This window comes from Streptomyces sp. NPDC002795 (assembly GCF_042888725.1).
GTDB lineage: Bacteria > Actinomycetota > Actinomycetes > Streptomycetales > Streptomycetaceae > Streptomyces.
Window position 1 is genome coordinate 135,650 of record NZ_JBIAQB010000009.1, and the last position, 15,072, is coordinate 150,721.

The 15,072-nt window shown below is 70.8% G+C and carries 13 protein-coding genes; 7 read left to right on the forward strand and 6 right to left on the reverse strand.

What is annotated here, in order from left to right; all coding sequences use genetic code 11:
- Positions 1-144 precede the first annotated feature (144 nt).
- Together ACFYWS_RS26845 and ACFYWS_RS26850 are read right to left on the reverse strand one after the other, a co-directional pair.
- Positions 145-852, reverse strand: coding sequence for a class I SAM-dependent methyltransferase (locus tag ACFYWS_RS26845; protein ID WP_389281052.1), 708 nt, complete (start codon positions 850-852; stop codon positions 145-147).
- Positions 853-944: 92 nt separating this feature from the next.
- Positions 945-1,541, reverse strand: coding sequence for a DUF3043 domain-containing protein (locus ACFYWS_RS26850; RefSeq protein WP_389280680.1), 597 nt, complete (start codon positions 1,539-1,541; stop codon positions 945-947).
- A gap of 252 nt (positions 1,542-1,793) precedes the next feature.
- Here ACFYWS_RS26850 and ACFYWS_RS26855 point away from each other — a divergent pair, with 252 nt between their 5' ends.
- The 5 genes from ACFYWS_RS26855 to ACFYWS_RS26875 all read left to right on the forward strand — a co-directional run bounded on the left by ACFYWS_RS26855 (position 1,794) and on the right by ACFYWS_RS26875 (position 8,239).
- Positions 1,794-2,594, forward strand: coding sequence for a PspA/IM30 family protein (locus ACFYWS_RS26855; protein ID WP_389280681.1), 801 nt, complete (start codon positions 1,794-1,796; stop codon positions 2,592-2,594).
- Positions 2,595-2,629: 35 nt separating this feature from the next.
- Complete coding sequence (locus tag ACFYWS_RS26860; protein ID WP_389280682.1) at positions 2,630-2,908, forward strand: hypothetical protein; 279 nt, start codon at positions 2,630-2,632, stop codon at positions 2,906-2,908.
- Positions 2,909-2,953: 45 nt separating this feature from the next.
- Complete coding sequence (locus ACFYWS_RS26865; protein WP_389280683.1) at positions 2,954-4,228, forward strand: sensor histidine kinase; 1,275 nt, start codon at positions 2,954-2,956, stop codon at positions 4,226-4,228.
- Positions 4,225-4,923 carry a response regulator gene (locus ACFYWS_RS26870; protein WP_389280684.1) on the forward strand — a complete coding sequence of 233 codons (699 nt, stop codon included), beginning with the start codon at positions 4,225-4,227 and terminating at the stop codon, positions 4,921-4,923. Before ACFYWS_RS26865 ends, ACFYWS_RS26870 begins: the two co-directional genes overlap by 4 nt.
- Before the next feature lie 175 nt (positions 4,924-5,098).
- Entirely contained in the window at positions 5,099-8,239 is a 3,141-nt protein-coding gene (locus ACFYWS_RS26875; protein ID WP_389280685.1) for an efflux RND transporter permease subunit, read from the forward strand.
- Between the two features lie 104 nt (positions 8,240-8,343).
- On the opposite strand, the gene nadA is transcribed toward ACFYWS_RS26875, so the two are convergent.
- Positions 8,344-9,549, reverse strand: coding sequence for a quinolinate synthase NadA (gene nadA / locus ACFYWS_RS26880; protein ID WP_389280686.1), 1,206 nt, complete (start codon positions 9,547-9,549; stop codon positions 8,344-8,346).
- 238 nt (positions 9,550-9,787) lie between these two features.
- Here nadA and ACFYWS_RS26885 point away from each other — a divergent pair, with 238 nt between their 5' ends.
- A complete protein-coding gene (locus ACFYWS_RS26885; RefSeq protein ID WP_389280687.1) occupies positions 9,788-10,144 on the forward strand; it encodes a HesB/IscA family protein in 357 nt (118 codons plus the stop codon).
- A gap of 70 nt (positions 10,145-10,214) precedes the next feature.
- Here ACFYWS_RS26885 and ACFYWS_RS26890 read toward each other — a convergent pair whose 3' ends face one another.
- Complete coding sequence (locus ACFYWS_RS26890; RefSeq protein ID WP_389280688.1) at positions 10,215-11,717, reverse strand: hypothetical protein; 1,503 nt, start codon at positions 11,715-11,717, stop codon at positions 10,215-10,217.
- Positions 11,718-11,789: 72 nt separating this feature from the next.
- A complete protein-coding gene (locus tag ACFYWS_RS26895; protein WP_389280689.1) occupies positions 11,790-11,999 on the reverse strand; it encodes a hypothetical protein in 210 nt (69 codons plus the stop codon).
- Positions 12,000-12,134: 135 nt separating this feature from the next.
- On the opposite strand from ACFYWS_RS26895, the gene ACFYWS_RS26900 reads away from it, so the two are divergent.
- Positions 12,135-13,109, forward strand: a complete 975-nt coding sequence (locus ACFYWS_RS26900; protein ID WP_389280690.1) for a carbohydrate kinase family protein — start codon at positions 12,135-12,137, stop codon at positions 13,107-13,109.
- Between the two features lie 50 nt (positions 13,110-13,159).
- On the opposite strand, the gene ACFYWS_RS26905 is transcribed toward ACFYWS_RS26900, so the two are convergent.
- Positions 13,160-14,581 (reverse strand): cysteine desulfurase/sulfurtransferase TusA family protein, encoded by a 1,422-nt coding sequence (locus ACFYWS_RS26905; RefSeq protein ID WP_389280691.1) that lies wholly within the window; start codon positions 14,579-14,581, stop codon positions 13,160-13,162.
- Positions 14,582-15,072: the final 491 nt, after the last annotated feature.

Sequence of the window (15,072 nt, forward strand, 5' to 3'; positions counted from 1 at the left end):
GCCGGGCCGCCCTCACCCCCCCCGCCGCGCTGCGGGGCGCGGGGCGGCGGCCCCCGCCCCCCCGGGCACCACCCACCCCGGGGGGCCCCCGCCCCGGGGCTCCGCCCCGGACCCCGCCGCTCAATCGCCGCGGGGGCTCAATTGCTACCCCCGCACCCCGCAAAGGTGCAGCAACGCCGCAACCCGGCGGTACGGATCCGACCGACCCGCCCGCTCCTCCGCGGCGAGCAACGTCTGCAGCTCCCCGTGCTCCGGCACACCCGCCCCGTCCGCGGCCTGATCGGTGAAGACCCGCACCCCGTACCAGGAGTGCAGCGGCGCCCCGATCCCGGCGAGCGTCTCCGTCAGCGGGCCGAGCCGGTCGGCCCTGACGTCGAGCCCGAGCCGGTTCGTGTACTTCGTCGACTCGAAGGCGCCGAGCGCACCGATCCAGTCACCGGCGAGCCCGGGACGCATCGCGAGCGCGTCCCCGTTGCGTACGACGAGGGAGAGCAGGCCGCCCGGCGCCAGCATCCGGGCCAGGCCCGCGAGCAGCGCGTCGGGATCCTCGACGTACATCAGGACGCCGTGACAGAGCACGACGTCGAAACTGCCCGGCAGGAAATGCACACCGGTGTCCATGCCGTTGCCCTGCACGAGACGGACCCGGTCGCGTACCCCGGAGGGCTCCGCGGCGAGCGTGCGGCCCGCCACGGCGACCATCTCCGGATCCTGCTCCACACCGGTCACCTTGTGCCCGGCGCGGGCGAGGCGCAGGGCCTGCGTGCCCTGGCCCATCCCCACGTCGAGCACCCGCAGCCGCTGACCGACGGGGAACCGCGCGGCCAGCTGCTCGTCGAGCTGCCTGGCCACGAGCTCCTGCCGTACGACGTTGCGCAGCCCGCCGAGCTTGTCCAGCCAGGAGTGCACGGCGTCGCCGGCGAAAGCCTCTGTGCTGTCCGTGCTCAGGGCCGCTCTCCGCGCTTGACCTGCGGCTTCGGCAGGCGCAGTCGCTTCATCTGGAGCGTGCGCATGAGCGCGTACGCGACGGCGCCCTTGCGGCGCTCGTCCGGGAACTTCTCCGCGAGGATCTTCTTCAGGCGGAAACCGGTCACGGCCGAGTCGACCACGATCGCGACGATCACGAACAGCCACAGCAGCAGCGCGATGTTCTGCAGCGAACCGACGCGGATCATGCTCAGGACGAGGATGACCACCGCCATCGGCAGGAAGTACTCGGCGATCGCGAAGCGCGAGTCGACGAAGTCGCGCGCGTACTTGCGCACCGGGCCCTTGTCACGGGCCGGCAGGTAACGCTCGTCGCCGTTGGCCAGCGCCTCTCGCTGGCGCTGCATCGCGGTGCGGCGCTCGTCGCGAGTGCGGGTACGGGCCTCCTTCGGCGACATCTTGGTGTTGGCCACGCTGCGGCGCTGCGTCTGGGCCTCGCTGCGCTTCGGCGTGGGGCGGCCCTTGGGCGCCTCGGGGTCTCTGGGCTGCTTGGACATGGTCACCTTGGCCTGCGCGGCCTGGGCCTTGTCGTCCTTGGATCGGCTACGGAACACAATCGCCAGGGTACGTGGTGGTCATGCATCGACCACAGGGCCGTGGGGAACGATCCGGCAACGTCCCGCGTCCCTCCGTCAGGGGTCATCTACTCCTTGCGCCGGAGCGGGGCCGGAAGCAGTCGTCCTCGGGGATGAGCGCATCCGTACCTGAACAGTGCGGTAATAGAGGCAGGACCCGTACTGTGGTTTCTGTCGCAGTGCTGGAGCTGGACCAACGCTGGATCTGTCAGAAGGGGGCGCGCGAAGCCCATGAGCGGTGTCATGAAGCGTATGGGGATGATCTTCCGCGCGAAGGCGAACAAGGCCCTTGACCGGGCCGAGGACCCGCGCGAGACCCTCGATTACTCGTACCAGAAGCAGCTTGAGCTGCTCCAGAAGGTACGCAGGGGAGTCGCCGACGTGGCGACGTCCCGCAAGCGTCTGGAGCTGCAGCTCGGTCAGCTCCAGTCCCAGTCGTCCAAGCTCGAGGACCAGGGCCGCAAGGCGCTCGCGCTCGGCCGGGAGGATCTGGCCCGCGAGGCGCTGTCCCGCCGTGCCGCGCTCCAGCAGCAGGTCACGGACCTGGAGACGCAGCACCAGACGCTTCAGGGTGAGGAGGAGAAGCTCACTCTCGCGGCCCAGCGGCTGCAGGCGAAGGTGGACGCCTTCCGCACCAAGAAGGAAACGATCAAGGCCACGTACACCGCGGCGCAGGCGCAGACCCGGATCGGCGAGGCGTTCTCCGGCATCTCCGAGGAGATGGGCGACGTCGGCATGGCGATCGAGCGTGCCGAGGACAAGACCGCGCAGATGCAGGCGCGGGCCGGTGCCATCGACGAACTGCTCGCCTCCGGCGCGCTCGACGACTCGTCCGGCCTCGCCAAGGACGACATCCAGAGCGAGCTGGACCGGCTTTCCGGTGGTACGGATGTAGAGCTGGAGCTGCAGCGCATGAAGGCGGAGCTGTCCGGTGGCCCGTCCTCTTCGCAGCAGGAGCTCGAAGGCGGACAGGACCAGAGTCAGCCTTCGCAGGCGCAGCCCCAGGACACCCCGCGCTTCGACAAGCAGTAGCGCCTGTAGAGCTGTAGCGCCTTGAGGAGGCCGACATGATCGTCCGGATCATGGGGGAGGGCCAGGTGGAGTTGGCGGACGACCACTTCACCGAACTCAACAAGCTCGACGACGAACTCCTCGCGGAGATGGAGAGCGGCGACGAGGCGGGTTTCCGCCGCACGCTCGCCGCTCTCCTGGACGCGGTCCGCCGCCTGGGCACTCCGCTGCCGGACGACGCCCTGGAGCCGTCGGAGCTGATCCTGCCGGCGCAGGACGCCACCTTGGCGGAGGTCCGCGACATGCTCAGCGACGACGGCCTGATCCCGGGATAGCGGCTCCCCGGAGCCAGCGGGTGCGGGCGCGCTACCGTGAACCCGGTGAACCGCTTCGTACGGTGGGCCAGGACGCATCCGCTGGCCCTGGACGCCACCCTCGCGCTCGGCGTCCTCCTCTGCATGGTCGCCGGCTCCTTCGTCGACCCGCACGGCCCGGAGGGAACGTACGCCTGGGGCGCCAGAACGCCGAACGTGCTCAGCCTCGTCCTGATGCTGCTCGGCGCCGCCGCTCTCGTGTTCCGCCGCCGCGCCCCCCTCTGCGTACTCGCGGCGACCTCCGCCGTCTCCGTCGTCGAACTGGCCACCGGGGACCCCCGCGCCCCCGTCGTGATGGCCGCGGTCGTGGCCCTCTTCACGGTCGCCGCGTCCACGGACCGCCCCACCACCTGGCGCGTCGGCCTCGCCTCGATGGCGGTGCTGACCGGCGTCGCCATGTTCGCGGGCCCGCTGCCCTGGTACTCCCAGGAGAACCTCGCCATCTTCGCGTGGACCGGCATGGCCGCGGCGGCGGGCGACGCGGTCCGCTCGCGGCGCGCCTTCGTCACCGCGATCAGGGAGCGCGCCGAACGCGCCGAACGCACCCGCGAGGAGGAGGCACGGCGCCGCGTCGCGGAGGAGCGGCTGCGGATCGCCCGCGATCTGCACGACGTCGTCGCCCACCACATCGCGCTCGTCAACGTGCAGGCCGGAGTCGCCGCACACGTCATGGACCGGCGGCCCGACCAGGCCAAGGAGGCCCTCGGTCACGTCCGCGAGGCCAGCCGCTCCGCGCTGGGTGAACTCCGTGCCACGGTCGGCCTGTTGAGGCAGACCGGGGATCCGGAGGCGCCCACCGAGCCCGCCCCGGGACTCGACCGGCTCGACGACCTCGTCGACACCTTCCGGCACGCCGGCCTGCCCGTCGAGGTGGCCCGCGCGAAGGACGCCCCCGCCCTGCCCGCAGCCGTCGACCTCGCCGCCTTCCGCGTCGTACAGGAAGCGCTGACGAACGTACAGAAGCACGCGGGCCCCGATGCCAAGGCCGAGGTCAGCGTCGTGCGCGTGGGACCGAACGTGGAGATCACCGTCCTCGACAACGGGCCCGGGGCCACCGCCGCGTACGGCGACCACCCCAGCGAACCGGACGAGCCCGGAGCGAACGGCGGCCATGGCCTCCTCGGCATGCGCGAACGCGTCACCGCGCTCAGCGGCGCCCTCACCGCGGGACCGCGCTACGGCGGCGGTTTCCGCGTCCATGCGATCCTTCCGACCAAGGCCCGCACCGGCGGCGCCCGCCCCGCCGAAGGCACCAACACCTCCGAGGACGCCACCACATGACCAGCGCGACGATCAGGGTCCTTCTGGCCGACGACCAGGCCCTGCTGCGCAGCGCCTTCCGCGTGCTCGTCGACTCCGAACCCGACATGGAGGTCGTGGCGGAGGCGTCCGACGGCGCGGAGGCCGTCCGGCTCGCCCGCTCCGAGCGCCCCGACGTCGTGCTCATGGACATCCGGATGCCCGGCACCGACGGGCTCGCCGCCACCCGCGAGATCACCGCGGACCCGGAGCTCGGCCACGTACACGTCGTGATGCTGACGACGTTCGAGGTCGACGAGTACGTGGTGCAGTCGCTGCGGGCCGGTGCCTCCGGCTTCCTCGGCAAGGGCGCCGAGCCCGACGAGCTGCTCGGCGCCGTGCGGATCGCGGCCGCGGGCGACGCCCTGCTCTCGCCCGTCGCGACCAAAGGGCTGATCGCCAAGTTCCTCGCGCAGGGCGACGGTTACGAGGAGGGGGCCCGCCCCACGGACGGCAGCGCCGAGCGGCTCGCCGCGCTCACCGTGCGCGAGCGCGAGGTCCTCGTCCAGGTCGCTGGCGGCCACTCCAACGACGAGATCGCCGAGCGTCTGGAGGTCAGCCCGCTCACCGTGAAGACCCACGTCAACCGCGCCATGGCCAAGCTGGGCGCCCGCGACCGCGCCCAACTCGTCGTCATCGCGTACGAATCGGGCCTGGTACGCCCAAGGGTGGAGTGACCCTTACGGGGCGCGTACTCCGGGCGCAGTAGGCGGCGGACGAGAACAGGACCTGGGAGCGACGAATCGGGTCGCACGCATGACCGAGGGTGGACCGTGGGCCCACGCGTGACACCGCACCGGTTGTCATGGTCCGGCCCTCATCTTCCGCTCACGTCCCACGGAGACCCGATCCATGTCCTGGCTGTCGAGATTCAGCCTCGCCCAACGCGCCCTCATCGGGCTGATTTCGATCATCGCGATCGTCTTCGGCGCGATCGCGATCCCGCAACTCAAGCAGCAGCTGCTGCCCTCGATCGAACTGCCCATGGTCTCCGTCATCGCCCCCTACCAGGGCGCGGCCCCGGACGTGGTGGAGAAGCAGGTCGTCGAGCCTCTTGAGAACTCCATCGACGCGGTCGACGGAATCACCGGCGTCACGTCGACGGCCAGCGAGGGCAGCGCCCTGGTGATGGCCCAGTTCGACTACGGCACCGACGGCAGCAAGCAGCTCGTCGCCGACGTCCAGCAGGCGGTCAACCGGGCCCGCGCCCAGCTGCCCGAGGACGTCGACCCGCAGGTCGTCGCCGGCTCGACCGACGACATCCCGACCGTCGTCCTCGCCGTCACCTCCGACAAGGACCAGCAGGCGCTCGCCGACCAGCTCGACAAGTCCGTCGTGCCGACGCTGAAGGACATCGACGGCGTCTCCCAGGTCACCGTCGACGGCGTCCGCGACCTCCAGGTCGACATCACGCCCAGCGACCGGAAGATGGCCGCGGCCGGGGTGAACCCGCAGGCCCTCGCCGAGTCCCTGAAGGCCGGCGGCGCCACCATGCCCGCGGGCTCGCTCGACGAGGCGGGCAAGAACCGCACGGTCCAGGTCGGCGGCGGCTTCACGTCCCTGAAGCAGATCCAGGACCTGATGGTCACGGGTGAGGGCGTCAAGAAGCCCGTACGCCTCGGCGACCTCGCCACGGTGAAGCAGCAGCCGTCCACGGCCGACTCGATCACCCGCACCGACGGCGAGCCCAGCCTGTCGCTCGCGGTCACCATGGACCAGGACGGCTCCGCGGTCGCCATCTCCGACGCCGTCAAGGACAAGCTGCCGCAGCTCCGTGACGACCTCGGCTCCGGCGCCGAGGTCACCGTCGTCAGCGACCAGGGCCCGGCCGTCTCGAAGTCCATCTCGGGCCTGACCACGGAGGGCGCCCTCGGCCTGCTCTTCGCGGTCGTCATCATCCTGATCTTCCTGGCGTCGCTGCGCTCCACGCTCGTGACGGCGGTCTCCATCCCGCTGTCCGTGGTCCTCGCACTGATCGTCCTGTGGACCGGCGACCTGTCGCTCAACATGCTCACGCTCGGCGCGCTGACCATCGCGATCGGCCGCGTCGTCGACGACTCGATCGTCGTCCTGGAGAACATCAAGCGCCATCTCGGCTACGGCGAGGAACGCAGGGAGGCCATCCTCAAGGCGGTCCGCGAGGTCTCGGGCGCGGTGACCTCCTCGACCCTCACGACCGTGGCGGTCTTCCTCCCGATCGGCCTGGTCGGCGGCATGGTGGGCGAGCTGTTCGGCTCGTTCTCCATCACGGTGACGGCGGCGCTCCTCGCGTCCCTGCTCGTGTCGCTGACGGTCGTGCCCGTCCTGTCCTACTGGTTCCTGCGCCCGCCCAAGGCGGCCCGCGGCGTCGACCCGGAGGAGGCCCGGCGCCTCGCCGAGGAGAAGGAGGCGCGCTCCTGGCTGCAGCGGATCTACGTTCCCGTGCTGCGCTTCGCGACGCGTCGCCGGTTCACCAGCCTGATGATCGCGGTGGTCGTGCTCGTCGGCACGTTCGGCATGGCGCCGATGCTCAAGACGAACTTCTTCGACCAGGGTGACCAGGAAGTCCTCTCCATCAAGCAGGAGTTGCAGCCCGGCAGCAGCCTGTCGGCGACCGACGCGTCCGTGAAGAAGATCGAGAAGGTGCTCGCGGGCATCGACGAGATCGAGGACTACCAGGTCACCATCGGCTCCTCGGGCTTCATGGCGGCCTTCGGCGGCGGCACCGACACCAACCAGGCGTCGTACCAGCTGAAGCTGAAGGACAGCTCGACGTACGAGGCCACGCAGAAGCGCATCGAGCGTGAGCTCGGACAGCTCTCCGGCGTGGGTACGACGACGCTCGGGGCCGGTGGCGGCTTCGGCAGCCAGGACCTGTCCGTGGTCGTGAAGGCCGCCGACGGCGACGTACTGGAGAAGGCCTCCGGCCAGGTCCAGGACGCGGTCTCCTCGCTCGACGACGTCACCGACGTCACCAGCGACCTGTCGCAGTCGGTGCCGCGGATCGAGGTGAAGGCCAACGCGAAGGCGGCCGCCGCCGGGTTCAACGACACCACGCTCGGCGCAGCCGTCACCCAGGCGGTGCGCGGCACCACCAGCGGCAAGGTGACGATCGACGACACCGAGCGCGACGTCGTCGTGAAGTCGGCGAAGCCGGCCACCACGATGGCCGAGCTGAAGAAGCTGCCGATGGGCCCCGGCGGTGTCACCCTCGGCGACATCGCCACGGTGAAGACCGTCGACGGTCCCGTGTCGATGACCCGGATCGACGGCGCCCGCGCCGCGACGATCACGGCGAAGCCGGACGGCGACAACACGGGCGCGGTCAGCACCGACCTCCAGTCGAAGCTCGCCTCGCTGGACCTGCCGAAGGGCGCCACGGCGACCATCGGCGGCGTCAGCGAGGACCAGGACGACGCGTTCAAGAACCTGGGCCTGGCGATGCTCGCGGCGATCGCGATCGTCTTCATGCTCCTGGTGGCGACGTTCCGTTCGCTGGCCCAGCCGCTGATCCTGCTGGTCTCGATCCCGTTCGCGGCCACGGGCGCGATCGGCCTGCTGATCGCCACCGGCACGGCCATGGGCGTCCCGGCGATGATCGGCATGCTGATGCTCATCGGCATCGTGGTCACCAACGCGATCGTCCTGATCGACCTGATCAACCAGTACCGGGCCCAGGGCCTGGGCGTGGTGGAGGCGGTCGTCGAGGGCGGCAGGCACCGGCTGCGCCCGATCCTGATGACGGCCCTGGCGACGATCTTCGCCCTGCTCCCGATGGCGCTCGGCGTCACCGGCGAGGGCGGCTTCATCGCCCAGCCGCTCGCGGTGGTCGTGATCGGCGGTCTGATCTCGTCGACGCTGCTGACGCTGCTTCTCGTCCCGACGCTCTACGCGATGCTGGAGCTCCGCAAGGAGCGGCGGGCGGCGAAGCGCTCCGCGAAGCGGGACGGCGGCTCCGGGGTTCCGCCCCAGTCCTCGTCCGAGGACGCGGAGCCGGAGCCGGCGAACGTGTAGTTCAAGCCCCTGCGGCGTTTGAGCAGCGGGGTCCGGGGCGGAGCCCCGAAACCGGAAGCGGGGCGGGCGCCTGATGAAGCGCTCGCCCCGCACCGGGGTGCCGCCTACGGCAGCGCCAGCATGCGCTCGAGGGCGAGCTTGGCGAACTGTTCCGTTTCGCGGTCGACCTCGATCCGGTTGACGAGTTGGCCGTCCGCCAAGGACTCCAGCGTCCAGACCAGGTGCGGCAGATCGATCCGGTTCATGGTCGAGCAGAAGCAGACCGTCTTGTCGAGGAAGACGATCTCCTTGTCCTCCGCGGCGAACCGGTTCGCGAGACGGCGTACAAGGTTCAGCTCCGTGCCGATGGCCCACTTCGACCCGGCGGGCGCCGCCTCCAGGGCCTTGATGATGTATTCGGTCGAGCCGACGTAGTCCGCCGCGGCCACGACCTCGTTCTTGCACTCCGGGTGCACGAGCACATTGACACCCGGTATCCGCGCACGTACGTCTTCGACCGACTCCAGCGAGAAGCGCCCGTGCACCGAGCAGTGCCCGCGCCACAGGATCATCTTCGCGGCCCGCAGCTCCTCGACGCTCAGGCCGCCGTTCGGCTTGTGCGGGTTGTAGACGACGCAGTCGTCGAGCGACATGCCGAGATCGCGCACCGCGGTGTTCCGGCCGAGGTGCTGGTCGGGCAGGAAGAGCACCTTCTCGCCCTGCTCGAACGCCCAGTTGAGGGCCCGCTCGGCATTGGAGGACGTACAGATCGTGCCGCCGTGCGTGCCCGTGAACGCCTTGATGTCCGCGGAGGAGTTCATGTACGAGACGGGGACCACGGACTCGGCGATGCCGGCCTCGGTCAGCGCGTCCCAGCACTCGGCGACCTGCTCGGCCGTCGCCATGTCCGCCATGGAGCAGCCGGCGGCGAGGTCCGGAAGGACCACCTTCTGGTCGTCCCCGGTCAGGATGTCGGCCGACTCGGCCATGAAGTGCACACCGCAGAACACGATGTACTCGGCCTCGGGCCGGGCCGCCGCGTCCCGCGCCAGCTTGAAGGAGTCCCCGGTGACGTCGGCGAACTGGATGACCTCGTCGCGCTGGTAGTGGTGCCCGAGGACGAACACCTTGTCTCCGAGCTTTTCCTTTGCCGCGCGCGCCCGCTCCACCAGGTCCGGGTCGGACGGCGAGGGCAGGTCGCCGGGGCACTCCACACCGCGCTCGCTGCGCGGATCGGCCTCGCGGCCGAGCAGCAGGAGCGCCAGAGGCGTGGGAGAAACATCCAGGTCAACAGGGGCCTGGGGGGACTGGGCCGTGGTCACGTCACGCACCCTTTCTTCGCTCTGCTCGACTTTTCGTCGATTTGACGCTATCTATCATACGTGCTTCACGTCAGTTTGACGATGGCAATGTCGTCGATGTGACGCAATCCGAGGCCCGCGCACCGTGCCCCGCCCGCGCACGGTGTGCGAGCATGAAGAGAAGAAGTGCGAAACCCGGAATGGATCCGGGCCCTTGTCGGTTGCAATGGTCGGCAAGCAGTCTCCGAACAACCCGGGAGAGATGTAGATGTCCGTATCGGACGAGACCACCACCGTCAGCGACGGCATCCAGCTCAGCGACGAAGCGGCCGGCAAGGTCAAGGCCCTGCTCGACCAGGAAGGCCGTGACGATCTGGCCCTGCGTGTGGCTGTTCAGCCCGGCGGCTGCTCCGGCCTGCGCTACCAGCTCTTCTTCGACGAGCGCTCGCTCGACGGTGACGTCGTGAAGGACTTCGGTGGCGTGAAGGTCGTCACCGACCGCATGTCGGCCCCGTACCTGGGCGGTGCCTCCATCGACTTCGTCGACACCATCGAGAAGCAGGGCTTCACGATCGACAACCCGAACGCGACGGGCTCCTGCGCCTGTGGCGACTCGTTCAGCTAAGCCGTACAGCTGTGAAGCGCGAAGGGGCGGCCCCGCTGGGGCCGCCCCTTCGGCATTGCTCCCCGGCCGCTCAGTCCCGGGGCGCGGGCTCGACCCCGCCGGGCGCGTTCTTCTGCGCGGGCCGCACGGTGTCCCCGTCGGCCGCCACCACCTTCCGCCCATCCAGCGGAGCGTCCAGCGTCACCGGCAACGTATAGAACTTCGCCACCTTGATGCAGACGGTGCCCTTCTTCTGCGTCTCGGTGACCTTCACGCTCACCCGGCCCCCGGACTCGTCCGCCGACGCCGCGTACTTCGCGCACACGCCGCCCGTGAAGTGCAGGGTCAGGGTCCTGCCCTTGGCGCTGTAGCCCTGGACGTGCACGCTGCGGGTGTCGCCGCCCGCCTTGTCCGAGGACTCGGAGGGTTCGGAGGGCTCGGAGGGCTTCGGTTTCGGCTGTGAACTCTTCGGCGCCGCCAGGTACTTGGGCTCCACCGCCGGATACGTCACCGTGAACGCGGCGTCCGACCCGCTGGGCCGCACCTCGAACAGCCACGACGGCACCAGCGCCTGCCGCCCCGCGACGGTGTGCGCGGCGAGCCCGAACGTCGCCTTCGTGACGGCGACCGCGGCCGGCTCCGGCGGCGCCGAGGCGCAGTCCGCGGCCTTGCCCCCGTCCAGCGGCACCGCACTCGCGCACCCGCCGACGGACACCCGGCCCCCGCCCGCCGCCCCGTTCATCCGCTCAAGCGCTTCGCGCGCCCCCACCGTCGGATACGTGTCACCCTTCGCCGGCGCCTTCAACTGGCCGCTGCCACCCACCACTTGACCGTCCGATCCGACCTGGATCCCGGTCGACCAGCCGTACGTCGGCAGCCCGCCGATCACCGGGTCGGCGTTCACCACGCGGGTGGCGCCCATGAGTTGCCCGGCATCCAGCTTGGCGTCGTCCTGGCCGAACGCCTTCAGGAGCGGCGCCGCGGCCCGCTTCGCGGCGGCCTCGCTCACCGCGTCCTTGGCATCGCCCCCACCCGCCGGGTCCGCGCACTTCGTCCCGTCGCCGCACTTGCCGCCGGTGGACGGCGCGTACCTGGAGTACGTCCAGGTCCCAGGCGCCACCCGGCTCATCTGCAACGAGGGCCCCGAACCGTCCTTCGCCGGACCCACCTTCCAGGCGTCACCGGACCGCTGCGGCTTCCCCTCTACGTCGAGGGCCTCGGCGAGCGTCGTGGCCTCGGCGGCCGTCACCTCGCCGCGGGCCCGGTAGACGGGCGCCTTCCCGGGGCCCGCCGGGAGGTCGCCGGTCGCCTTGTAGCGGGTGCCGTTCGGGTCGGGCTCGCCGGGCGCGATGCCGGGCGGCGCCGTGCCGGAGGAGGGGGAGGTGTCGGAGTGGCCGTCCAGGGCGAGCGGCGGGGGAGTGCCCGTGCCGGTGCCGCCCGGCCGGGCCGAACCCTCGTCGCCGGACCCGCTCATCGCGTTCGTCGCCAGATACGCGCCGCCGCCACCGGCCAGCAGGACGGCCGCCGCGACCGACACGACAGCCGCCGTCCGCCGTCGCCGGAGCCGGTCCCGCGTCCGCTCTTCGCCGCTCACCGCATCGCTCCTTCGCACCGGGGACACCGATGGGACGGGGAGAGCGGACGCGCGGTTCCCTTCCGGAAGCCGTCAGTCGCCGAAACCGGCCATGGAGTCGATCATCCGCGCGGACGACTCGGGCACCACGACCCCGTGAATCCCAAAGGGCCTGGGCGCGGGGCCGTACCGCTCGACCTCCCACGGTGCCGGCGGTGTCACCCAGTGCGGGAGCATTCGGACGCAGTCGCCGCGCAGCGCCGCGAGATCGTCCTGGACCATGCCTGACACGTCATAGGTCATGACGGCACGGTAGCCCTGAGGTGACATCTGAGGAAAGGGCCGCTATCAGGCATTTCGCATACTTCAGCCCGCGCGCTCCGAACGGGTAGCGTGAAGCGTCAACTCCTCCCCTTATTCAGGAAGCGTGCTCACGCCGTGCGAATCGCAGTCACCGGCTCCATCGCCACTGACCACCTGATGACCTTCCCCGGCCGTTTCGCCGACCAGCTGGTCGCGGACCAGCTGCACACGGTCTCCCTCTCGTTCCTCGTCGACGCCCTCGACGTACGCCGTGGAGGTGTCGGTCCCAACATCGCCTTCGGCATGGGGCAGCTCGGCACGAGCCCGATCCTGGTGGGCGCCGCGGGATCGGACTTCGAGGACTACCGCGCGTGGCTGGACCGCCACGGCGTGGACACGGAGTCCGTCCGGATCTCCGAGACCCTTCAGACGGCCCGCTTCGTGTGCACCACGGACGCCGACCACAACCAGATCGGCTCCTTCTACACGGGAGCCATGAGCGAGGCCCGGCTCATCGAGCTCAAGACCGTCTCGGACCGCGTCGACGGCCTCGACCTGGTCCTCATCGGCGCGGACGACCCGGAGGCGATGCTCCGCCACACGGAGGAGTGCCGCAGCCGGTCGATCCCCTTCGCCGCCGACTTCTCGCAGCAGATCGCGCGCATGGACGGCGAGGAGATCCGGACGCTCCTCGAAGGCGCCACGTACCTCTTCTCGAACGAGTACGAGAAGGGGCTCATCGAGTCCAAGACCGGCTGGACCGACGAGGAGATCCTCGGCAAGGTCGGCCACCGGGTCACCACGCTCGGCGCGCGCGGCGTGCGCATCGAGAAGGCCGGCGAGGACCCGCTGGAGGTCGGCGTCCCGGAGGAGGAGGCCAAGGTCGACCCGACGGGTGTCGGCGACGCGTTCCGCGCGGGCTTCCTGTCCGGTCTCGCCTGGGGCGTCTCGCACGAGCGGGCGGCGCAGGTCGGGTGCATGCTCGCGACGCTGGTCATCGAGACGCTCGGCACGCAGGAGTACGAGTTGCGGCGCGCGCCGTTCATGGACCGGTTCCGCAAGCAGTACGGGGACGCTGCCGCTGAGGAGGTGGAGGGGCACCTCGGCTGACCGGCTCCGCCGGGTGAGCGTGTGGTGAAAGGCCGCGGCCTCGTCTTCTCTCAGTGAGTCGGCGCGGCCGCGGCTTCTTTTGTGGTCGCGCCTGCGCAGTTCTTGCGCACCACGTATGTCATGCCCCCATCGGGGCGTGGTTCTGCCCCTACGTACTCGTGGCCCTGCGTGAAGCACCACGCCGGGATGTCGACCGCGGCCACCTCGTCGTCGGCGAGGACGGTCACCGTGCCGCCGACCCGTACTCCGCCGATCGCCCTGCCGAGGTCGATCACCGGCTGGGGGCAGGTCATGCCCAGCGCGTCGACGGTCACCGCCTCGGCCGTGCCCTCAGCCCCGGCGACCGGCGCGCCCAGCTTCTCCCGTACCTGGCCCACCACGCCCGGCAGCACCTCCAGGAACCGTTCGACCTCGGCGGCCTCCGTGCCCAGCGGCAGCGACACCCGTACGTTCCCCTCGCTCACCACGCCCATCGCGCGCAGCACATGGCTGGGCGTCAGCGTGCTGCTCGTACAGGACGATCCGGATGAAACGGAGAAACCGGCACGGTCGAGCCCGTGCAGCAGGCTCTCCCCGTCGACGTACAGACAGGAGAACGTCACCAGGTGCGGCAGCCGTCGCACCGGATCCCCGACGACCTCCATGTCCGGCACCAGCTCCGGCACTCGCGCCCGGATCCGCTCCGTCAACTCCTTGAGCCGCGCCGCCTCCTCGGCGGCCTGCGCCCGTACGGCCCGGAGTGACGCGGCCGCGGCCACGATGCCCGGAATGTTCTCGAACCCGGCGGCCCGCCCCGACTCCCGCTCGTCGGCGGCCCCTTGAGGAGCGAACCGCGTCCCCTTCCGTACGACGAGCAGACCGACCCCGGCCGGGCCGCCCCACTTATGCGCACTCCCGGCGAGCATCGACCACTCACCCGCCACCGGCCCCCAGGCCAGGGACTGCGCGGCATCCACGAACAACGGCACTCCGGCGGCCCGGCACACCTCGGCCACCTCGGCGACGGGCTGTTCGGTCCCCACCTCGTGGTTGGCGGACTGCAAGCAGGCGAGCGCGGTGTCCTCCCGGAGCGCGGCACGGAACGCCTCGGCGCGGACGCCTCCTTCGCGCCCCACCCCGACCTGCGTCACCGAACCGCCGAGACTCTCGTGTGCCGCGGCCGAATGGAGTACGGAGGAATGTTCGACAGCTGACACGACCAGGTGCTTTCCGGCGCGCCGCCGTCCGGCGAGCGCCCCCGCGATCCCGTCGTGCACGGCACGCGTCCCGGACGAGGTGAACACGAGCTCGTCGGCCCGACACCCCACCGCCTCGGCGGCCGCCTCCCGCGCGGCGTCAAGCAACAGCCGCGCCCGTCGCCCTTCCCGGTACAAACGGGACGGATCGGCCCACCCTTCATCAAGCGAGGCCTGCAACGCCTGGCGGGCGACGGGATGGAGAGGAGCAGCTGACGCCACATCGAAGTACGACACGCCGCAACGTTAAGGGTGCGCGAGGGGGTAGTCCCCCCAGGGCCACGAAACCGCGACCCGCCGTGCGAGCCAAGCCCCGCCTCCCTCCAGGGGCGCGGGACTGCAACATCAGCGGCTCCGCCGCGGAGCGCACCCCAGCCACACCCGACCGCCACGGCCGGGTAGGCCGAACCCCGCCTCCTTCAGGGGCGCGGGGAACTGCGCACCCCAGCCACGGCCGACCGCGACCGCCGGGTGAGCCAAACCCCGCCTCCCTTCAGGGGCGCGGGACTGCAACATCAGCGGCTCCGCCGCGGAGCGCACCCCAGCCACGCCCGACCGCCACGGCCGGGTAGGCCGAACCCCGCCTCCTTCAGGGGCGCGGGGAACTGCGCACCCCAGCCACGCCCGACCGCCACCGCCGGGTGGGCCAAGCTCCGCCTCCCTCCGGGGGCGCGGGCCTGCGCCATCAGCGGCTCCGCCTCAGGGCGCACCCCAGCCACGCCCGACCG